The sequence below is a fragment of the Rathayibacter sp. AY1A2 genome, from assembly GCF_002930935.1.
Lineage (GTDB): Bacteria > Actinomycetota > Actinomycetes > Actinomycetales > Microbacteriaceae > Rathayibacter.
Genome location: NZ_PSTP01000030.1, coordinates 1 through 21,107, shown reverse-complemented (window position 1 = coordinate 21,107; position 21,107 = coordinate 1). Strand labels below are relative to the sequence as shown.

The following is a 21,107-nucleotide window of genomic DNA, read 5'->3' as shown; positions in this document are numbered from 1 at the left end:
GATCCGGCGGGGGCCGGGAGGTCGGGCCTACTCCTCGCCGAGGAGGCGGGAGAGGTAGCGGGCGACGGCGCGCACCGCGGTGATGTTGCCGGAGTAGTCCATCCGGATCGGGCCGAGCACGCCCAGGCGCGAGACCTGGCCGCCCGCGGTGTTGTACCCGCTCGTGAGCACCGAGGTCTCCTGCAGCCCGAACGGCGCGTTCTCGCGGCCGATGCGCACCGAGATGCCCCGGGGGTCCGGGGTCATCTCGGCGAAGAGGCGCAGCAGCTCCACCTGCTCCTCGATCGCCTCAAGCACGGGGTAGATGCTGCCCGAGAAGTCCTCCTCGGTGCGGACGAGGTTCGCGGCGCCGGCCATGACCAGGCGGTCCTGCCGGTTGGCGCCGACCTGCTCGAGCAGGGTCTGCACGATCGGCGTCAGCACGTGGCGCCGCTCGGGGCTGAAGCGCTCCGCGACGGAGCCGAGCGTCTCGGCCGCCTGCTGGAGCCCGAGGCCCAGCACGGCCGTGTTGAGCTTCGCGCGGATCTCGCCGAGGAGCGCGTCGTCCACGTCCTCCGGGGTCTCGAGCACGCGCTGGTCGACCCGGCCGGTGTCGGTGATCAGCACCGACAGGAGGCGGCGGGGAGCGAGGGCGACGAGCTCCACGTGGCGCAGCCGCGCGGCTCCGAACGACGGGTACTGCACGAGCGCGACGCTGTTGGTGAGCTGCGAGAGCAGGCGGACGGTCTTGACCAGCACCTCGTCGAGGTCCGGGCTCTGCCCGAGGAACGTCTCGATCGCCTGGCGCTGCGCGGAGGTGAGCGGGCGCAGGTCGGCGAGCTGGTCGACGAAGAGGCGGTAGCCCTTATCGGTCGGCACGCGGCCGGACGAGGTGTGCGGAGCCGCGATCAGCTCCTCCTCCTCCAGCTGGGCCATCTCGTTGCGGATGGTGGCGGCCGAGACGCCGAACGCGTGGCGCTCGACGATCGACTTGGAGCCCACCGGCTCCCGGTTCGCCACGTAGTCCTGCACGATCACGCGCAGGACCTGGAGACCGCGCTCCGTGACCATACGACCGACCTCCCGCCGGACTCCGAGTGCCCGCGGGCACGACCGTCTGCGGCGCTGACGCCGCGCGGAGCCTGGCACTCCGCAACTCTGAGTGCCAATCATAACCGGGAGGCGGACCGCCCGGCGGGGTTGCGCGGGGATCGGCCGGGGTGCACTCCTGCAGGGCCGCGGGGAGGAGCCCCGTCATCCCCGAGGAGGAGGTCCCGCGCGGCCCGGTGCGGAGGGAGTCGCCGCATGCCACGATGGACGCCGAGCGCACGGGGGACGCCCGTCGCCGCCGCCGGAACGGAGACCATCATGTCGGCCACCCCTCCCCCGCCCCCCGTCTACGGGACCCCGGCTCCGCCGCTGAACCCGGCGGACGAGAAGACCTGGGCGATCGTCACGCACGTGACCGGCATCTTCTTCAGCTTCCTGCCCTCGCTGATCGTCTTCCTGGTCTTCAAGGGGCGCGGACCGTTCCTCGAAGCGCACGCCAAGACGGCCCTCAACTTCCACCTGACGACGCTGATCGCCTACGTCGCCGGGACGATCCTGTCCTTCGTCCTCGTCGGCTTCATCGTGTTCCTGGTCGTGCCGATCCTGGTGATCGTCTTCGCGATCATCGCCTCGGTGCGCGCCAGCGCGGGCGAGTACTACACGTACCCGCTCAGCATCCCGTTCTTCAAGTAGCCGCGGAACCGGGGCGGCCGTGCGCCTGCCGCCCCGGGATCCGGCCTCAGCCGTCGGTGAGGCGCCGCACGACCGCGTCGGCCAGCAGACGGCCGCGCAGGGTCAGCACGATCCGCCCCCGGAGCGCCGCCCGGCCGTCGACGAGGCCGTCGGCGATGAGCCCCGCCACCTCGCTGCGCCGACCGGCGTCGATCGAGTCGATCGGCAGCCCGTCCGCCAGGCGCGAGCGCAGCAGCACGTCCTCCACCCGCCGCGTGCCCGCGTCGAGCGTCTCCCGCCCGGCAGCGGGCGAGGCCCCGGTGCTCAGCCGGTCGGCGTAGGCCGCCGGGTGCTTCACGTTCCACCAGCGCACGCCCCCGACGTGGCTGTGCGCCCCGGGGCCGACGCCCCACCAGTCGTGGCCGAGCCAGTACGAGAGGTTGTGCCGGGAGCGGTGCGCGTCGTCGCGCGCCCAGTTGCTGACCTCGTACCAGGAGTACCCGGCCGCGGCCAGGCGCGCGTCGGCGAGCTCGTACATGTCGGCCGTGAGGTCGTCGTCCGGGGTCGCGACCTCGCCGCGGCGGATCTGCCGGGCGAGCTTCGTGCCGTCCTCCACGATCAGGGCGTAGGCCGAGAGGTGGTCCGGCCGGTTGGCGAGAGCGGAGTCGAGCGAGCGCTCCCAGTCGGCGAGGGACTCCCCCGGTGTGCCGTAGATGAGGTCGAGGCTGACCTGCAGGCCGGCCTCCCGCGCCCACTCGACCACGAGCGGGACCCGCTCCGGGTCGTGGGTGCGCTCGAGCGTGGCGAGGACGTGCGGCACGGCCGACTGCATCCCGAAGCTGACGCGGGTGAAGCCCGCCTCGGCCAGCGCGCGGAGGTAGGCGGCGTCGACGGAGTCCGGGTTCGCCTCGGTGGTGATCTCGGCGTCGGGCGCGACCCCGAAGTGGGTGCGGAGGCCGTCCAGCATCCGCACCAGGTCGCCGGCGGGCAGCAGCGTGGGCGTCCCGCCGCCGAAGAAGACCGTGCGGGCGGGGCGCCGGGGCAGGCCCGCGCGCTCGAGCACCTCGGCGCCGAGAGCCATCTCGGTGATCGCCTCGTCGGCGTAGTCCTGCTGCCTCGCTCCGCGGAGCTCGGTCGCCGTGTAGGTGTTGAAGTCGCAGTACCCGCAGCGGACCCGGCAGAACGGCACGTGCACGTAGAGGCCGAGGTCGCGCTGCTCCACGCCGTCGACGACGGACGCGGGCAGTCCGCCGTCGAGCGGAGCAGGATCGGCGATCGGGAGGGCGCTCCCCACGTCAGCTGACGCGCGCCGGCAGCAGCGCGCGCAGGTACTTGGCCACCTGGCGCTTCTGCACGGCGCGCAGCACCGGCGCGCCCAGGCGGTAGAGGCGGGTGGAGGGACGCGAGAAGACCCGGATGACGAGCCAGACCGAGTCGTCCGCGCGCTTCTCGACGACGAAGGACTCCTCGCCGCTCTCGGGGTGGCCCTCGAGAGTGCCGTAGGCGAAGCCGACCTGGTCGGGCTCGTCGACGACGTAGACCACGCGCACCGGGGCGTCGAAGACGCGGCCGAGCAGTGTCACGCGGAGCACGGCGGTCACGCCCGCGGTGATGTAGGGGGTGCCGTCGGGAGCGAAGTGCTCCTCCGTCGGCCGGCTGACGAGGTCGATCGGGGTGCCCGCGGCGTCGAAGTTGACCCCGGTGTACTGCACGCCGCTGCCGCTGGTGATGTCGGTCACCTCGATGCCGCTGCCGCGCTGCACGCCCCACGTCATCAGGGAGGCGGTGGTGATGGCGAAGCGCTCGTCGCCCGAGCCGAGCCGGGCCTCGAAGCGCTCGGCCGTGAAGCCGTCCGGCGGGTACTCGAGCAGGTCGGGGGCCAGAGTGCCGCCGACGGCCGCGTAGGTGACCTGCGGCTGGCCCTCGAAGTTGGAGCGGCGGATGCTCACGTCCCGACCTTCTTCCCGGACTCCTCGAGCGCGGCGCGCGTCGAGTCCGCGTGCCGGGTGGTGCTGTCCATCCGACCCAGCGTATCCGACCGTCGCCGCCCCGAGCCGGGAACGACGGAGGGCCCTCCCCCGCCGGAGCGGGAGGAGGGCCCTCGTCGTGGTGCGGGTCGGGTCAGCTGCAGGGCGTCAGCTTCGCCACGGCGTCCGAGAGGGTGCCGGTGCCGCCGAGGAGGACGACGCGCGTCGCTCCGCCGGCCTTGATGTCCTGCAGCACCTTGACCGGCACGCAGGTCGGGGGCACGGCGAAGAGGGGGCTCCCCGTAAGCCCGGCGGCCGCGGCTCCCGCCAGAGCGTCGGGGAAGTTCTCTCCGGTGGCCAGGAACACGGTCTTCGACCCGCGGGGGAAGGCCGCCAGGTTGAGCTGCTCCGAGGTGTCGTAGCGGTCGACCCCGCCGATGCGGTTGACGACCGGTCCGGCCGGCACCGTGAGGGAGTTCTGGATGCCGGCGCTGACCGACAGCTCGGATCCCGCGATGGTGAGCACCGGCGGCCGGAGCCGCGTCAGGATCCCGACAGTGGTCGGGTCGGCCGCCGGGAGGCCGCCGTTCACGAGGACGACGGGGGCGGAGTTCTTGCCCGCGGCGGCGGTGGCGCTGAGCGCGTCGGGGAACTTCTCGCCGGTCGCGAGCCAGGCCCCCTTCGGCGAGGTGCCGAAGGCGCTCTCGATGATCTTCCGCGACGTGTCGTAGCGGTCGGTGCCTCCGAGGCGGAAGACCCTCCCGTTCGCGTACTGGCCGAGGTCGGTCGCGAGGGCGTCGCTGACGCTGAGGTCGGAGCCGACGACGACGATCCGCTGGGGCTTGAGACGGGTGAGCTCGTCGCGCACGACCTGGCTCACAGAGTCGCGGTCGACCAGGAGGAGCGGGCCGCCCTGCTTCGCGGCGGCGGGACCGGCGCTGAGCGCGTCGGGGAAGTTCGCGCCGGTGGCGATGTAGACGACGGGGACGCCGGGGGTGTCGAAGGTCGCCTTCGAGATCTCGACGGCGGTGCCCTGGCGGTCGGTGCCCGCGAGGCGGACGACCTCCAGGCCGGTGCCCGGCGTCGGGGTGGTGGTCGACGGGACGACGCGCAGCGGCGCGCGCACGATGACACCGGTGCCTGCCGGCTGCTCGCCGCCGCGGCTGAGCCCCTTCACCTCGACGGACGGGGCGCCGAGCGGCGTCGTGTCGCTGAAGGTGAGGTAGCGGTCGAAGAACTCCTGGGTCGGGGTGATCGCGATGCCCCGGCCGTCCTGCACGACCTTGGGGACGGCCTTCAGGCGGCCACCGTCCTCCGTTCCGACCGTGGCGCTGAGGCCCGCGAGGTCGAAGAAGCCGGGGACACCGGAGTCGAGGACGATGACGTCGCCCGCGCCGGCCTCGGTGACAGTGCCGCCGCCGGCCCAGAATTCGCCGCCGGCGCGCTCGGAGGAGGTGGACGTCGACAGGTCGAGGTCGGCCTCCGCGGACCCGCTCGCAGCAGTCACCTGGAGGTCGGCGGAGAGGGCGAGGACGAAGCCGGTCCGGTCGACGCCGGCCGGAGCGTACGCGTCGTCCGCCTCGTCCTCGGCGCCGTTCAGGAGGAGCGAGAGCGAGGTGCCTCCGAAGGAGCCGGCGGCGCGTCCGATCGGGATCTGGATCGAGTTGGTGGCGGTGTCGACGACGGATTCGCCGCTCTCGAGGTCCGTCGCGGTGCTCCTCAGCTGCCACGTCACGACCCGGTAGCCGGGGTGCGACCACTCGGTGAAGGTGTCGGGAGCGGTGGAGTCGGGCAGCTCGACGGTCAGCGTGGTCGCGTCTGCGGCCACCGGAAGCGGCACGTCGGTGCCGAACCGGGCGCTGTCCGACCAGGAGTAGGGCGCGGGCGCGACCGGGATCACCTTGTTCGCTGCCGAGGCCGGTCCCGCCGCCACCAGCGATCCCGCTGCGACGGCCGCGATGCTCGCGAGCGCCGCCCCCGTCCTGATCCAGCGCTTTCTCGTGCTCGTAGGCACCACGGACTACCACCCTTCGTCATGGTGGAGGACCGGTCGTCGACGCTGCAGCCCCCCGTGCGGATCGATCTCGATCCACGGCCGCGTCCTGGCGTCCGAAAGCTATCGGTCCGCTGTGAGGCGCCGCAATCCCCGCGGACACGATGTCCCGGACGGGGGGTGCGTCACCCGTCCGGGAGGGGGGACGGGCGCCGGCGACGGGGCTCGCGCTACTTCTTGTCCTTGGTCTCGACGTCGCCCGAGAGCGCGGCGATGAACGCCTCCTGGGGGACCTCGACGCGGCCGACCATCTTCATCCGCTTCTTGCCCTCCTTCTGCTTCTCGAGGAGCTTGCGCTTGCGGGTGATGTCGCCGCCGTAGCACTTGGCCAGGACGTCCTTGCGCATCGCGCTGATCGACTCGCGGGCGATGATCCGGGCGCCGATGGCGGCCTGGATCGGCACCTCGAACTGCTGACGCGGGATCAGCTTGCGCAGGCGCCCCGTCATCAGCACGCCGTAGGCGTAGGCCTTCTCCCGGTGCACGATCGCGCTGAACGCGTCGACCTGCTCACCCTGCAGCAGGATGTCGACCTTCACGAGGTCGGCCTCCTGCGAGCCGGCGGGCTCGTAGTCGAGCGAGGCGTAGCCGGCGGTCTTGGACTTGAGGTTGTCGAAGAAGTCGAAGACGATCTCGCCGAGGGGCATGTGGTAGCGGATCTCGACCCGGTCCTCGCCCAGGTACTCCATGCCGATCAGGGTCCCGCGGCGGCTCTGGCAGAGCTCCATGATCGTGCCGACGTAGTCCTTCGGCGCGAGGATCGCGGCCTTGACGATCGGCTCCGTGACGGCGGCGATCTTGCCGACGGGGAACTCGCTCGGGTTCGTGACGGTGACGGTCTTCTTGTCCTCCGTCGAGACCTCGTAGATGACCGAGGGCGCCGTGGTGATGAGGTCGAGACCGAACTCGCGCTGCAGGCGCTCGGTGATGATCTCGAGGTGCAGGAGGCCGAGGAACCCGCAGCGGAAGCCGAAGCCGAGCGCCACCGACGTCTCGGGCTCGTAGACGAGTGCCGCGTCCGAGAGCTTGAGCTTGTCGAGGGCCTCGCGCAGGTCCGGGTAGTCGCTGCCGTCGATCGGGTACAGGCCCGAGAAGACCATCGGGAGCGGCTCGGTGTAGCCGGGCAGCGCCTGCGTCGCGGGCTTCGACGCCGTGGTGACGGTGTCGCCGACCTTCGACTGGCGCACGTCCTTCACACCGGTGATCAGGTAGCCCACCTCGCCGACCGCGAGACCCTGCGTCGCGACGGGCTCGGGGCTCGACACGCCGATCTCGAGGATCTCGTGCGTGGCGCGGGTCGACATCATCTGGATCTTCTCGCGCGGCGAGAGCTTGCCGTCGATCATCCGGACGTAGGTGACGACCCCGCGGTAGGCGTCGTACACGGAGTCGAAGATCATGGCGCGCGCAGGGGCGGAGGGGTCGCCGACGGGCGGCGGGATGAGCTCGGTGACGCGGTCGAGCAGCGCCTCGACGCCCATGCCGGTCTTGCCGGAGACGCGGAGGACGTCGTCCGGGTCGCCGCCGATCAGGCTCGCGAGCTCCTTCGCGTACTTCTCGGGGTCCGCGGCCGGCAGGTCGATCTTGTTCAGGACAGGGATGATCGTGAGGTCGTTCTCGAGCGCGAGGTAGAGGTTCGCGAGCGTCTGGGCCTCGATGCCCTGCGCCGCGTCGACCAGGAGGATCGCGCCCTCGCAGGCCGCCAGCGAGCGGCTGACCTCGTAGGAGAAGTCGACGTGCCCCGGAGTGTCGATCATGTTCAGGGCGAACGTGCGCCCGTCGCGCTCCCACGGCATCCGCACGGCCTGCGACTTGATCGTGATGCCGCGCTCGCGCTCGATGTCCATGCGGTCGAGGTACTGCGCGCGCATCGCCCGGTCCTCGACGACACCCGTGATGCCGAGCATCCGGTCGGCGAGGGTGGACTTGCCGTGGTCGATGTGGGCGATGATGCAGAAGTTGCGGATGGACGCCGGATCGGTCGCGGCGGGCTCGAGCCCGGAGTGTGCACGTGGAGACATCGTGGGACCAGTGTCCCATGCCCGGCGGCGGAGGCCGGGACCGGCGGCTACAGATCGAGTCCATAGGTGCGGGTGGGCTCGACGCCGGGCGGGTTCTCCCGCTCGCCGAGGCGGACGAAGCCCATGCTCTCGTAGAGGGCGTGCGCGGTGGTCATCAGCGTGCCGCTGTTCATCACGACCCGCTGGAGGCCCCGCTCGGCGGCGAGCATCACGACGAACTCGGTGAGCAGCCGCCCGAGACCCCGCCCGCGTGCCTCCGGGGCGACGGCGAGCAGCCGCCAGTCCAGCTCGCCGGGGCGGCCGAGCTCGTACAAGTTCGCGCCCGGGCGCGCAGTGGTGACCGTCGCGAGGATCCGCCCGTCGCCCTCGACGGCGACCCAGACCTCGCCCTCGACGTCGTGCCGGGCGACCGCGGCGACGTCGGCGGCGTACTCCTCCCCCAGCTCGTAGTCGTGGGCGTAGGCGGCGAGCCGCAGGCGCGAGACCTCGTCGTACTCCTGGGCCCGGACGCGCCGGACCAGCACCTCGGCGGCGCTTATCCGCGCACCGGGGCCGGGAGAGCGCGCAGCCCGTGCTCCAGCGCGGCGGGGTCAGCGGCGAGGCAGACGCGGATCCAGCCCTCGCCGGTGCGGCCGAAGGCGCTGCCGGGAGCGACGGCGACGAGGGTCTCGAGGAGGAACGACTCGACCCAGGAGGCGACGTCCCCGCCGGTCGCGTGCGCCATGTCGATCCACAGGTAGAACGCGCCCTCGGGCTCGCGGTAGGCGATCCCCCGCTCGTCGAGCACGCCCGTCGCGAGCCGCAGGTTGGCGAGGTAGTGGTCGGAGGCGGCGGCCACCGCGTCCTGCGGCCCGGTCAGAGCGGCGAGGGCGGCGCGCTGGTCCGGAGTGGCGACGCAGCTGATCGCCGCCTCCTGCACCGTGACCATGATCGACGTGAAGCCGGGAGGCGTCACGAGGTAGCCGACGCGGACGCCGGTCATCGCGTAGGTCTTCGAGAAGGAGAAGACGCTGAGGACGCGGTCGGCGTCGTCCCCGCGCTCCTGCGCGATCGCCGCGAGGCTCACGTGCGGGCGCCCGTAGGTGAAGTACTCGTAGACCTCGTCGCTGAGCACCCACAGGTCGTGGCGCCGGGCGATGTCGAGCAGGCGCTCGAGGACCTCCCTCGGGAACACCACGCCGAGCGGGTTGGACGGGCTGTTGACGATCAGGACGCGGGTCCGGTCCGTGATCAGGCGCTCGACCTCCTCGGGATCGGGGAGGAAGGCGTTCTCAGCGCGCAGCGTGTACGGCACGGGCACGGCGCCGATGGTCCGCGCATTGGTCGTGAAGACGGTGTAGCCCGGGTCGGGGATGAGCACCTCGTCGCCGGGCCCGAGCAGGAGCGTCATCGCCTGGTGCAGCGCCTGCGTGGCGCCGACGGTCACCCACACCTGCTCGACGTCCGCCTCGATGCCGTTGTCGCGCGCCAGCTTCTCCACGATGGCCCGCCGGAGCTCGGGCACGCCGCCGTTGGGCCCGTAGCGGGTGTCGTCGGCCGCCCACGCCGCTCGGGCCGCCTCGATGATGTGCGGCGCGGTCGGCACGTCGGGCTCGCCCACCGCGAGGAGCGTCACTCCGTCGAGCCGCAGTGCGATCTCGAACAGGTGGCGGATGCCCGAGGGCGGCACCGCGGAGAGGTGATCGGCGAGACGGGGCACCGGCGTCACGTTACCGGCGGGCCCGGACCGCGAGACGCCACGGCGGTCCGCCTCCCCCGGCGTGTCGCCCCGGCGGCCCCGACCCGGACGGCGCCGCACCCGCGGGCGCGGCGCGGTTGAAGGGTGACGACGGGTGCGCTAAAGTTCCTTGTTGGCTTGCGCTCCCCCTCCGGACACCCGGCAGGCGTGGAGTGATCAGAAGCCGGCGACCTCCAGTCGCACCGCGGGGCGTTCAGACGCCCGCGGAAGGGGCACTCCGTCGAGTAGCCGGCTGCACACACGCACATCCGAGAAGAAGGTAATCCACGTGGCAAACATCAAGTCGCAGATCAAGCGCAACCTCACCAACAAGAAGGCGAACGAGCGCAACAAGGCCGTCAAGAGCGAGCTGAAGACCGCCATCCGCTCGGTCCACACCGCCATCGCCGCCGGCGACACCGAGAAGGCCGGCACCGCCCTCGCCTTCGCCGCCAAGAAGCTCGACAAGGCCGCCAGCAAGGGCGTCATCCACAAGAACCAGGCCGCGAACCGCAAGTCGGCCATCGCGAAGCAGGTCGCCGCGCTGTAATACTGCGCGAAGCGGAAACGACGAAGGGTCCGGCCTCTGGCCGGGCCCTTCGTCGTTTCCGCTTCGCGGTCGACGGGCTCCTCGTGCCTCGTCGCCCGTCGCGCAGTCGGCTTCCGCGCTTGGTTGCGGTGGGAGGAGCGGGTTCCGTTCCGGGTACGTCGATCCGCTGACACGCGGATCGCCGGTGACCCTGCGAGGGCATCGTCCGGCTCTCGATCGGCTGCGGCCCGGTCGGCTACCGCGGAGGGTCGCGGGGGGAGGAGCGGAGAGCGTTTCGGGGTACGACGATCCGCTGACTCGCGGATCGCCGGTGACCCGCACCGATCTCGACGGGCTCCTCGTGCCTCGTCGCCCGTCGCGCAGTCGGCTTCCAGGGGTGGTCGCGGTGGGAGGAGCGGGTTCCGTTCCGGGTACGACGATCCGCTGACACGCGGATCACCGGTGACCCTGTGGGGTCGTCGTCCGACTCTTCGTCGGCCGCGGTGCGACCCTGCGAGGGGAGGTGATCCCCTCACTGCTGGTCGAGTTGCCGCGGAGCGGCGTATCGAGACACGCCGGGGACGAGGTCGGTGCGGATCGCGGGCGCAGGGCCTTTCGGGCGGGTCAGACGCCCCGGGCGGAGACGACGGAGACCATGCGCTCGAGGGCGTAGACGGGGTCGCGGGTGGCGCCCTTCACGTTGGCGTCGGCGTCGGCGACCGTCAGGATCGCGGTGCCGAGGCCCTCGCCGGTCCAGCCCTGCAGGTCGCGCCGGGCCCGGTCCACCTGCCACGGAGCGAGGCCCAGACGCGAGGCGACCTGGCCCGAGCCCTCGCGCGAGCCGGCGACCTTCGCCATGGTCCGCAGCTTGCTCGCGAACGCGGCGACGATCGGTACCGGGTCGGCACCGGAGGCGAGGGCGTGGCGGAGCCCGAGCAGCGCCTCGCCGTGACGGCCCGCGATCGCGGAGTCGGCGACGGTGAAGGCCGTGGTCTCGACGCGGCCGCCGTAGTACTTCGCCACGGTCGCCTCGGTGATCTCGCCGGTGACGTCGGACAGCAGCTGCTGGCACGCCGACGCGAGCTCGTCGAGGTCGTCGGAGAAGGCAGACACCAGGGCTCGGACGGCACCGGTGGTCGCCGTGCGGCCGGCGGTGCGGAACTCGGCGATCGCGAAGTCGACCTTGTCGCTCTCGCGCTTGAGCTCGGCGCAGACGATCTCGATGCCGCCGCCCGTGCCCGAGCGGATCGCGTCGAGGAGCTTCTTGCCCCGGTTGCCGCCGCCGTGGCGGAGCACGAGGGTCGCCCCGTCCGCGGGCGCCGAGAGGTAGTCGAGGGTCTCGAGGAGGAACGCGTCCGAGCACTTCTCGACGTTCGAGACGCGGATGAGGCGGGGCTCGTCGAAGAGGGACGGGCTCGCGAGGGTCAGCAGCTCCCCCGGCGCGTAGCCGCCGGCATCGATGTCGCTGACCTCGAGACTCGGATCCTCGGCGCGGAGGAACTCGCGGAGGAAGCGCAGCGCGCGGTCGGCCAGGAACTGCTCCGGGCCGGTGATCAGCACGATCGGCGCCGGCCGGGTCTGGTTCCAGGCGAGCTGCGGGATCGCCGCCTTCGAGGGCGCTGCCTTCGCGCGCGCCGGGGCCCTGCCTGCCATGCCGTGTCCTTCCGTGCCGCGCCCGTCCGAGCGCCCTCCACCCTACGGCCCGCTCACGGCGCCCCGAGGCGGCCGCGGGCGCCGTCGCGCCGCTCGACCAGACCGCGATCCCGTCGCTGCGGGACGCGAGCACGACCGTACCCTCGACATCCGACCTCAGCGCCTCGACCCCGCGCTCGGCCAGCAGAGCGAGGAGCGACGGATTCGGATGCCCGTAGTCGTTCTCCGCCCCGACGGAGATCAGCCCGACGCTCGCGCCGAGCGCGTCGTAGAGGGCGGGCGACTGGTCGGCGGAGCCGTGATGCGCGACCTTGACGACGTCGACCCGGCCGACCGGCAGCCGGGAGACGCGTCCCTGCTCCTGCTCGCCGAGGTCGCCCAGGAGCGCGACGGAGAGCGGGCCGCCGCGGGCGTCCGGGCCGATGTCGACCCGGAGGGTCACGCTCGCCTCGTTCCCCCGCAGCGCGCTCCGCCGCTCCGGCCACTCGACCCGCCAGCGCAGCGAGCCGAGCGCGCCGCTGTCGCCGCGGACCGCCTCCTGCACGGCGACCCCCGCGCCGGTGAGCGCCGCCCGGTCGCGCTCGTCGTCGCGGCCCGCGGCGGGCCCGACGAGCGCGGCGTCGGTCCGTCCGAGGACGGCCTGGAGCCCGCCGACGTGGTCGAGGTCGTAGTGCGTCAGCACCAGCAGCGGGATCCGGTCCACTCCCATCAGGCGGAGGCAGGCCTCGAGCGGTGCGGGCTCGGGCCCCGTGTCGACGAGCAGCACGCCCGCGTCTCCGCGAAGGAGGACCGCGTCGCCCTGCCCGACGTCGCACATCGCGACACGCCAGTCCTCGGGAACCGAGGCGGCGCGGAGGAGCGGCGTGGCGACGGTGGTGCCGCCGGCGGCCGCGATCGCGCACGCCAGCCCGACGGCGGCGACCCGGCGCACCCGCGCGAGCCGCGGCGACTGCGTGACCAGCACGAGGGCGAGCAGGGTCAGCACGGTGAGCGCGAGCGCTCCTCCCACTCCGGGCCACCAGGCGATCCTCGGGGCGGGCCACGAGTCGACGGCGCGGGCGATCGAGGCGATCCACCAGGCGGGGACGGCGGCGAGCCGGATCGCCGCGTCGGCGGCTCCGGGCCACCAGGGAGCGAGCAGGCAGCCGATGAGCCCGAGCCCGGTCGCGGCGGGTGCCGCGGGCTCGGCGAGCAGGTTGGCGAGCACTCCGTACACCGGCACCGACGGGTCCACGAGCAGCAGCACGGGCTGGCAGGCGAGCTGCGCCGCGGTCGGCACCGCGAGCAGCAGGGCGAGAGGCCGGGGCAGCACTCGACCGAGAGCGCCCGCGATCGGCTCGGCGAGCAGCAGGAGTCCGGCGGTGGCGAGGACGGACAGCACGAAGCCGAGCCTCCCCGCGATCGAGGGGTCGGCGGCCACGAGCACGACGACGGTCGCGAGCAGGGCGGGCACGGCCGCTCCGGAGCGACGCCCGAGCCGCGCGAGGAGGACCACCGTGGCCATCACCGCGGCCCGCACCACGCTCGGCTCGGGGGTCACCAGCACCACGAAGCCGGCGAGCAGGGCGAGGGCGGCGACGGTCCGGAGGCGGCGCCCGGCGCCGAGGAGCGCCGCGATCGTCCAGCCGGCGACCACCACCACGGCGCAGTTGGCGCCCGAGACGGCGGTCAGGTGGGTGAGCGACGCGGTGCGCATCGCCTCCTCGAGCCCCGCGTCGAGCGCGGACGTGTCGCCGGTCGCGAGGCCCGGCAGCAGCCCCGCCACGTCGCCGCCGACCAGCGCCGCGCGCTCGAGGAAGCGCGAGCGCAGCACCTCCGCGACGGCCGCCGCTCCCCCGGGACCGCGCCGGTCCAGGACGGACGCCGCCCTCAGCATCGTCGCCTCGCCGACAGGCGCCTCCTTCACCCCGGCGCGCGCCTGCAGGTCGAGCTCGGCGCCCACCGGCAGCCGGCCGCCGGGATCGGCGAGCAGCACACGGACGGGGGCCGCGGTCGACGCGTCCCCCACCCGCAGCGCCGTCGCCTCGAACCACACACCTCCGGTGGCGAGCGGACGGGCACCCGTGTCGACGCGGACGGTGACCGGGGTGAGGGCGCGGTCCTCCTGGGCCTCCCGCAGCGACGCGGGGTGGTCACCGGCTGCCACGGCGACCACGGAGGTGAGGGCGAGGGCGGCACCCGCGCCCGCGACGAGCACCGCTCCGATCAGCTGTCCGCCGAGCACGCGCCGGAGCAGGACGCACGCCGCCCCGAGGAGCATCCAGCCCGCGGCGCACCACACGAGGCCCCCGTCGAGCACCGCCGCGACCGGCAGCATCCCGGCCGCCCACGCCGTGGTCCACGCGGCCACCGCCGCCGGCAGGAGCCGCAGGTCCGCCGCCCGCACGCTCCTCACGGCGCGACCTGGTCGCGGAACGCCGCGAGCGTCTTCTCGCCGATCCCGGGGACCTCGAGCAGCTGGTCGACGGAGGAGAACGGGCCGTTCGCCTCCCGGTGGGCGACGATCTTCTTCGCGGTCGCCGGGCCGATCTCGGGCAGCTCCTCCAGCTGGGCGGCCGTCGCCGTGCTCAGGCTCAGCACGGATCCGGCCGCGGAGGCTCCTCCCGGAGCGGATCCGCCCGGAGCCGCTCCTGCCGCGGCCGGCACCGCTCCCACGGCCGGCACGACGATCTGCTCGCCGTCGACGAGCCTCCGGGCCAGGTTGACCGCCGCGCGCTCCGCCGACTCCTGGAACCCTCCGGCGGCGGCGACCGCATCCGCCACCCGCGCCTCGGGCGACAGGACGTACAGCCCCGGGGAGGCGACCTCGCCGGCCACGTGCACGTACAGCGACTCGGCCGCCGCGGCAGCGGGCGCGCTCGTCGCCACGGCGGGCTCCAGGACCCGCTCGTGACCGCTCGACCGCGCTCCCGCGAGCAGCACCGCGACGACCGCGGCGCCGATCACGAGCACGACCGCCGCTCCCACCCCCACCCGCCAGCGCGGGCGGGCGCGCCGGGGGCGCAGCAGCGCCGTCAGCTGCTCGTCGTCCGTCCCGCTGGTCTCTGGCATCCGCCGACGGTAGGACCCGTGTCCCCGCCCGGAGCGGCCGCCGACGCCGATCCGGGGAGAGCCCGCCGGATCGCCTCCCTGTGGAGGAGAGGGCAGCACCGGCGCAGAACGCACGACGGGGCCCCTCCCGCGAGAGGAGGAGCCCCGTCTGGACGGATCGGCGGCTAGACCGCCTTCGTCACCAGGTTCACCAGGCGCGGCGCCCGCACGATCGCCTTCACGACCTCGCGGCCGACGAGAGCCCGGGCGACGCCGGCCGTGGCCCGCGCCTTCTCCTCGAGCTCGTCGGAGGAGATCTTCGGCGAGACCTCGAGCCGGTCGCGGACCTTGCCGTCGACCTGCAGGATCGCCGTGACCTTCTCCTCGACCAGCAGCGACGGGTCGGCCTTGCGCCACAGCGCGTGCGCGACGGTGCCCTCGTAGCCCAGGCGGTGCCACATGTCCTCGGCCGTGTACGGCGCGAACAGGTTGAGAGCCATCGCGACCACCTCGACCGCCTCGCGGACCGCGGGGTCCCCGGCTCCGGCGCCCGAGTCGACGACCTTGCGGGTCGCGTTGACGAGCTCCATCAGCCGCGCGACCACGACGTTGAACTTGAACGCCTCGATCAGCGACGGGGACTCCGCGAGGAAGCGGTGGGTCTGGCGGCGCAGAGCCGCGTCGCCCGACTTCCACTCGACGTCGGGCCTCGAGGTGACGTCCTTCGCCAGGCGCCAGGCGCGGGCGAGGAACTTCGCGCTGCCGCCGGGCGAGACGTCGGCCCAGTCGATGTCGTCCTCGGGCGGGCCGGCGAACGCCATCGTCAGGCGCACGGCGTCGACGCCGAACTCGTCCAGCTGGTCCGAGAGGCGGACGATGTTGCCCTTCGACTTCGACATCGCCGCGCCGTCCATCTGCACCATGCCCTGGTTGAGCAGCGCCGTGAACGGCTCCGTGAACGACACGTAGCCCAGGTCGAACAGCACCTTGGTGATGAAGCGCGCGTACAGCAGGTGCAGGATCGCGTGCGTCACGCCTCCGACGTACTGGTCGACGGGCGCCCACTTCTCGGCGAGCTTCGGATCGAAGGCCTGCGTGTCGTCCTTCGGCGAGAGGAAGCGGAGGAAGTACCACGAGGAGTCGACGAAGGTGTCCATCGTGTCCGGGTCGCGGCGCGCGGGCGAGCCGTCCACCGGGTGCGGCACGTTCACCCAGTCCTCCGCCGCTCCGAGCGGCGACGAGCCCTTCGGCTGCAGGTCGAGGCCGTCGGTGGAGGGCAGGACGACGGGCAGCTGGTCCTCGGGAACCGGCACGAGCTCGCCGTCGGCTCCGTGGATGATCGGGATGGGGGTGCCCCAGTAGCGCTGACGCGAGATCAGCCAGTCGCGCAGGCGGTAGTTCTTGGCCGAGCGGCCGCGGCCGCGCTCCTCGAGCATCCTGATGACGCGCTCGATGGCGGTGCGCTTGGAGAGCCCGTCGAGCGGCCCGGAGTTGATCAGGCGGCCGTCGCCGGTCAGCGCCTCGCCGGTCGTGGCGGGGTCGAGCGAGTACTCCTTCTCGAGCGCGGCCAGCTCCTCCGGGTCCTCCGGGATGACCGGGATCGCCCCGGTGACGGAGGCGTTGGTGTCGACGACCACGCGCACGGGCAGGTCGAAGGCGCGGGCGAAGTCGAGGTCGCGCTGGTCGTGCGCAGGCACGGCCATGACGGCTCCGTGGCCGTAGTCGGAGAGGACGTAGTCGGCGGCCCAGATCGGCAGCCGCTCGCCGTTCACGGGGTTCACCGCGTAGCGGCCGAGGAACACGCCGGTCTTGGGGCGGTCGGCGGTCAGGCGCTCGATCTCGCTCGACTTCTGCACCGTCTCGAGGTAGCTGCGGAACGCGTCGCGGATCGCGGGCTCGGAGCCCTCGACCAGCTCGGAGGCGAGGTCGGAGTCGGGCGCGACGACCATGAAGGTCGCCCCGTAGAGCGTGTCGGGGCGCGTGGTGAAGACGGTGACGCGCTCGTCGCGGCCCTCGATCTCGAACTCGACGTCGGCGCCGATGGAGCGGCCGATCCAGTTGCGCTGCATGGCGATGACCTTCGACGGCCAGGACCCCTCGAGCTGGTTCAGGTCGTCGAGCAGGCGGTCGGCGTAGTCGGTGATCTTGAAGTACCACTGCGTGAGCTTCTTCTTGACCACGACCGCGCCGGAGCGCTCGGAGGTGCCGTCCGCCAGGACCTGCTCGTTCGCCAGGACCGTCTGGTCCACCGGGTCCCAGTTGACCCAGCTGTCCTTGCGGTAGGCGAGGCCCTTCTCGTACATCTTGAGGAACAGCCACTGGTTCCACTTGTAGTACTCGGGGTCGGAGGTGTGCAGCACGCGGTCCCAGTCGAAGGACGCGGCGTAGCGCTTCATCGAGCGCTTCTGCTGCTCGATGTTGTCGTAGGTCCAGGTGACCGGGTTCAGCCCGCGCTTGATCGCGGCGTTCTCGGCGGGCAGGCCGAAGCTGTCCCAGCCGATCGGGTGGAGGACGTTGAAGCCCTGCTGGCGCCAGTAGCGCGCGATCACGTCTCCGAGCGCGTACGCCTCGGCGTGGCCCATGTGCAGGTCGCCCGAGGGGTACGGGAACATGTCGAGCACGTACTTGCGGGGGCGCTTGTCCTCGGGGTCGTCCGTCGCGAACGGGCGCGTCTCCTCCCAGATCGGGAGCCACTTCTCCTGGAGCGCTCGGAAGTCGTAGCGCTCCTCGTCGCTCGCGCCGGTCTGCCGGGAGGTGTCTTCTGCCACAGGTGCTTCTCACTTCTGAAGGAGGGGGAGAACGCGCACGCGTGGGCGGCTGCGTTCGACCATCAACCCTACTGGCCCCGCGCGCACGGCAGACGAACGCGGCGCCCGCTCACTCCTCGGCGGCGCCCAGCACCGCGAGGAGCGCCCGCGCCTTCAGCCGCGTCTCCTCGACCTCCTCCTCCGGCACCGAGAGCGCGGTGATGCCGCCGCCGGTCCCCAGGCGGGCGCGCTCGCCGTCGAGCACGAGGGTGCGGATGGTCATCGCGAGGTCCAGCGAGCCGTCCGAGCCCAGGCGGCCGAAGGCGCCGGAGTAGACGCCGCGGGGACCGCCCTCCCACTCCCGCAGCAGCTCCACCGCCCGGCGCTTGGGCGCTCCCGTCATCGAGCCGGCCGGGAAGAGGGCTGCGATCAGCTGGGCGATCCCGACGCCCGGCGCGCGGCGGGCCGAGACCTCGCTGACCAGCTGGTGGACGTGCGGGTAGCTCTCCACCTCGAGCAGGCGGTCGACGACGACGGAGCCGGGGGCGGCGATCCGGGCGAGGTCGTTGCGGACGAGGTCCACGATCATCACGTTCTCGGCCCGCTCCTTCACGCTCGATACGAGCTCGTCCCGGAGCGCGCGGTCCTCGTCGGCGTCCCGGCCCCGGGGGCGCGTGCCCTTGATGGGATGCGTGGCGACGCGTCCATCGGCCCCGCCGGTGAGGAACCGCTCGGGCGAGGCGCTGACGAGCGCGAGCGGGCCGAGGCGGATCAGCCCGCCGTGATGGCTCGGGCTGGAGCGGCGGAGGCGACGGTACGCCTCGACCGGATCGAACCGGCCCTCGACGACGATCTCGTCGGTGAGGCAGAGCTGGTAGGCGTCCCCCGCGCGGATGGCCTCCTGGCAGCGGCCGATCAGCGCCGTGTACTCGGCGGCGGAGTGGCGGCGGACCGGGTCGCCGGCGGGCTCGGGATCCGCGGGGTCCGCGGGTGCGGGCGCGCCGACGAGCTCGAGCAGGCGCGCGGTGAGCTCCTGCGCGTCTCCTGTCGCGACCAGGCGGACGGTCCGAGTGCCGTGGTCGAACTCGAGCACGGGGTCGCCCCGGAGCAGGGCGAGAGCGGGCGGATCCGCGGGGCCGGTCGGCGCCGAGGGCAGGGAGACGGAGGCGGCTCCCGCCTCGTAGGAGATCCAGCCGTAGCGGCCGAGCGCGCGGTCGCCCGCCGGGGCCTCGTCGTCGACCGCGGCGAGCGCCGCCGCCACGTCGCCGCCGGCCTCGACGAGGAGCACGTCCTCGCGGGCGCACGCCCCGAGGTAGGAGCGGCCGCTCGTCGCTCCGAGGCCCGAGTCGAGCCAGAACGACGCCTCGGCCGTGGCGAACAGGGCGTGGTGCGCGAGCTCCGGATCGACCCAGGGCAGCTCGACCGAGCGGACGTGCCGATCCTCCGAGACCACTGGGCTAGCGTAGGCGGTCGTGGACGGCGATCAGTTTCGGGAGTGGGACGGGCGGGCCCTGACGAGCGTTCCCGAGCCGCCCGGCACCTCCCTGGACGCGGCCGACTCCTGGCTGGTGGACGAGGGACGCGTCCGCGGGCTCGACCTGCACCGCGAGCGGTTCGCCGCCTCCGTCGCTTCGGCGGGCGGGCACCCGGACGTCGAGCCGTTCCTCCACGCCGCGATCGCCGCCCTGCCCCGCGAGGGCCGCTCCTTCCCCCGCGTCGAGCTCTCGGGAGGCGCCCTGCGGCTCCGGCTGCGATCCGCCCCGCCGACGACCCGCTCCGTGGTGCTGTGGACGAGCCCCGTGGATCCGCGCCGGACACCGTCCTGGAAGGGGCCGGACATCGCACGTCTCGCCCTCCTGCGGACGCGCGCGCACGCCGCGGGAGCGGACGAGGCCGTGCTGCTCGACGCCGAGGGCGCCGTCATCGACGGAGCGAGCAGCGCGATCCTGTGGTGGCTGGGCGACGCGCTGGTCGTCCCTCCGGCGACGAGCACCCGCGTGCGCAGCGTGACGGCTCGCACCGTCTCGGTGCTCGCCGGCGCGCTCGGCGTGGACGTGATCGAGGCCCCGGCCGAGCCGGAGTCGCTCGAGGGCCGTGAGGTCTGGACGGCCAACGCCCTGCACGGTCTGCGGCTGGCGACCGCCTGGGCGGACGGACCGGCGCTCGCCGCGGAGCCGGGCCGCCTGGACGCCTGGCGGAAGCGGCTGGACGCTCTCAGGCGGCCTCTCCCGGCGCTCTGACCCGCGGAGGACCTCAGCTCCCGCGCGTCCCCCAGACGGAGGGCCCCCGTTCCGGTCGCACTCGTGCGTCCGCCGTGCGAGCATCGAGTACCCCCTCTTCCGGCCCCCGCCGGCCACTCGAGAAAGTCCTGCGATGACGCGTTCCCCCTCCCCCCGCCCCCTCGCATCCGGGCTGATCGCGCTCGTCGCGACCGGTGCCCTGCTCTTCGGCGCGACCCCGGCCCTCGCCGCGGAGAACCCGCAGAAGCCCCTGTCCTCCTCCGAGGAGGCGCCGACCGGCCTCGCTCCCGCGAGCGAGTCGCCCGAGGCCGCCCAGCAGACCGCCCGCGCGGCCGTCAGCTACTACAACGCCCTCGTCGGCGGCGAGGAGCTGGCCGCCGGACAGCGGATCGTCTCGGGCACGAACGGCTACTCGTTCCGGATGCAGACCGACGGCAACGCGGTGGTCTACGACCCGCAGGGCCGCCCCACCTTCGCGACGAACACCCAGGGCCGCGGCGACCACCTGGTCATGCAGACCGACGGCAACATGGTCGTCTACTCCGCCAAGGGCGGCCCCGTGTGGAGCACGAACACGATCAACGAAGCGGGCGCCTCGGTGATCATGCAGCCCGACGGCAACCTCGTCGTCTACCGCGAGAACGGCTCGCCCGCCTGGGCCAGCAGCGTCCGCCGCGTCATCGCCGAGCCGGTGACCGACACGCTGTTCACGGAGCAGACCCTCCGCCCCGTCCACCAGCTCACCTCCGCCGACGGCCGCTTCATCGCCGTCATGCAGAACGACGGCAACTTCGTCGGCTACGGCCCGCAGGGCGCCGTCTGGGGCACCGGCACCGGCGGCTCCGGCAACCGCATCACCATGCAGAAGGACGGCAACGCCGTCGTCTACGGCTCCGACGGCTCCGTCAAGTGGTTCTCGGGCACGCGCGGCAAGGACCTCCGCCTGGGCATCAACAACGCCGGCTCGCTGATCATCGTGAACCCGTCCGACGACGTGATCTGGACCAGCCAGGCCGCCTTCCCCTCGACGACGCTCTACGCGGCGAACTCGCTCGAGGCGGGCAGCTTCCTCCGCTCCGCGAACGGCGTCTACCGAGCGGTGATGCAGGCGGACGGCAACTTCGTCGTCTACGGCAAGAGCGGCCCGATCTGGGCGTCGAAGACCACCCGCTCAGGCGGCTTCTTCGCCCTCGACACCAGCGGGCAGATCGCCGTGGGCACCGAGACGACGAGCGGATGGTCGGTCGTCCCGCCCGCCGCGTCGGTCGGCCCCTACAAGCTCGTCATGCAGGACGACGGCAACCTCGTCGAGTACGACAGCCGCCGCGGGGTCTGGGCCAGCCGCGGCTGACGCCCCTCCGCCACGACGCCCCCTGGTCCCCGGACCGGGGGGCGTCGTCGTCTCCCCCGCCGTGGGACGATTCCCCCGACCCCGCCGCCCTCCCCGAC

Annotated in this window: 15 protein-coding genes and 1 pseudogene; 4 read left to right on the top strand and 12 right to left on the bottom strand. The window is 73.1% G+C overall.

Features of this window, described 5'->3' with window-relative positions; genetic code table 11:
• Nucleotides 1-27 precede the first annotated feature (27 nt).
• The gene (hrcA, locus tag C5B93_RS16260; protein WP_104223131.1) at nucleotides 28-1,050 is read right to left on the bottom strand and encodes a heat-inducible transcriptional repressor HrcA; all 1,023 of its coding nucleotides are present in this window, start codon (nucleotides 1,048-1,050) and stop codon (nucleotides 28-30) included.
• A 297-nt stretch (nucleotides 1,051-1,347) separates the two neighbouring features.
• Here hrcA and C5B93_RS16255 point away from each other — a divergent pair, with 297 nt between their 5' ends.
• On the top strand, nucleotides 1,348-1,722 hold the full coding sequence (locus tag C5B93_RS16255) for a DUF4870 domain-containing protein (protein ID WP_104223130.1): 375 nt from the start codon (nucleotides 1,348-1,350) through the stop codon (nucleotides 1,720-1,722).
• A 46-nt stretch (nucleotides 1,723-1,768) separates the two neighbouring features.
• Here the strand turns inward: C5B93_RS16255 and hemW are convergent, their stop codons facing one another.
• The 6 genes from hemW to C5B93_RS16225 form a co-directional block, all read right to left on the bottom strand.
• Nucleotides 1,769-2,995 carry a radical SAM family heme chaperone HemW gene (gene hemW / locus C5B93_RS16250; protein ID WP_104292949.1) on the bottom strand — a complete coding sequence of 409 codons (1,227 nt, stop codon included), beginning with the start codon at nucleotides 2,993-2,995 and terminating at the stop codon, nucleotides 1,769-1,771.
• Between the two features lies 1 nt (nucleotide 2,996).
• On the bottom strand, nucleotides 2,997-3,650 hold the full coding sequence (locus C5B93_RS16245) for a DUF1990 family protein (RefSeq protein WP_244229440.1): 654 nt from the start codon (nucleotides 3,648-3,650) through the stop codon (nucleotides 2,997-2,999).
• A 172-nt stretch (nucleotides 3,651-3,822) separates the two neighbouring features.
• A complete protein-coding gene (locus tag C5B93_RS16240) occupies nucleotides 3,823-5,685 on the bottom strand; it encodes a cell wall-binding repeat-containing protein (protein WP_104292948.1) in 1,863 nt (620 codons plus the stop codon).
• A gap of 206 nt (nucleotides 5,686-5,891) precedes the next feature.
• Nucleotides 5,892-7,742, bottom strand: a complete 1,851-nt coding sequence (gene lepA / locus C5B93_RS16235) for a translation elongation factor 4 (RefSeq protein ID WP_104223127.1) — start codon at nucleotides 7,740-7,742, stop codon at nucleotides 5,892-5,894.
• Between the two features lie 47 nt (nucleotides 7,743-7,789).
• Nucleotides 7,790-8,266, bottom strand: coding sequence for a GNAT family N-acetyltransferase (locus C5B93_RS16230; RefSeq protein WP_181068422.1), 477 nt, complete (start codon nucleotides 8,264-8,266; stop codon nucleotides 7,790-7,792).
• Nucleotides 8,267-8,277: 11 nt separating this feature from the next.
• Nucleotides 8,278-9,441: a pyridoxal phosphate-dependent aminotransferase gene (locus C5B93_RS16225; protein ID WP_104248213.1), complete on the bottom strand. Its 1,164-nt coding sequence runs from the start codon at nucleotides 9,439-9,441 to the stop codon at nucleotides 8,278-8,280.
• Between the two features lie 307 nt (nucleotides 9,442-9,748).
• On the opposite strand from C5B93_RS16225, the gene rpsT reads away from it, so the two are divergent.
• A complete protein-coding gene (gene rpsT, locus C5B93_RS16220) occupies nucleotides 9,749-10,009 on the top strand; it encodes a 30S ribosomal protein S20 (protein WP_097165711.1) in 261 nt (86 codons plus the stop codon).
• A 603-nt stretch (nucleotides 10,010-10,612) separates the two neighbouring features.
• Here rpsT and holA read toward each other — a convergent pair.
• From holA to pabB, 5 genes and pseudogenes are all read right to left on the bottom strand, one after another.
• Nucleotides 10,613-11,641: a DNA polymerase III subunit delta gene (holA, locus tag C5B93_RS16215; protein ID WP_104292947.1), complete on the bottom strand. Its 1,029-nt coding sequence runs from the start codon at nucleotides 11,639-11,641 to the stop codon at nucleotides 10,613-10,615.
• Between the two features lie 568 nt (nucleotides 11,642-12,209).
• Nucleotides 12,210-13,517, bottom strand: a pseudogene (locus tag C5B93_RS17900) (ComEC/Rec2 family competence protein); the annotation flags it as partial.
• Between the two features lie 515 nt (nucleotides 13,518-14,032).
• On the bottom strand, nucleotides 14,033-14,692 hold the full coding sequence (locus C5B93_RS16200; RefSeq protein WP_104292946.1) for a ComEA family DNA-binding protein: 660 nt from the start codon (nucleotides 14,690-14,692) through the stop codon (nucleotides 14,033-14,035).
• A gap of 164 nt (nucleotides 14,693-14,856) precedes the next feature.
• Entirely contained in the window at nucleotides 14,857-17,439 is a 2,583-nt protein-coding gene (gene leuS, locus C5B93_RS16195) for a leucine--tRNA ligase (protein ID WP_104234466.1), read from the bottom strand.
• A 109-nt stretch (nucleotides 17,440-17,548) separates the two neighbouring features.
• Nucleotides 17,549-18,871, bottom strand: coding sequence for an aminodeoxychorismate synthase component I (pabB, locus tag C5B93_RS16190; RefSeq protein WP_104292945.1), 1,323 nt, complete (start codon nucleotides 18,869-18,871; stop codon nucleotides 17,549-17,551).
• A 19-nt stretch (nucleotides 18,872-18,890) separates the two neighbouring features.
• On the opposite strand from pabB, the gene C5B93_RS16185 reads away from it, so the two are divergent.
• Nucleotides 18,891-19,658: an aminotransferase class IV gene (locus tag C5B93_RS16185; protein WP_258068259.1), complete on the top strand. Its 768-nt coding sequence runs from the start codon at nucleotides 18,891-18,893 to the stop codon at nucleotides 19,656-19,658.
• Between the two features lie 133 nt (nucleotides 19,659-19,791).
• Nucleotides 19,792-21,009: a hypothetical protein gene (locus C5B93_RS16180; protein ID WP_104292944.1), complete on the top strand. Its 1,218-nt coding sequence runs from the start codon at nucleotides 19,792-19,794 to the stop codon at nucleotides 21,007-21,009.
• The last annotated feature ends 98 nt before the right edge of the window (nucleotides 21,010-21,107 follow it).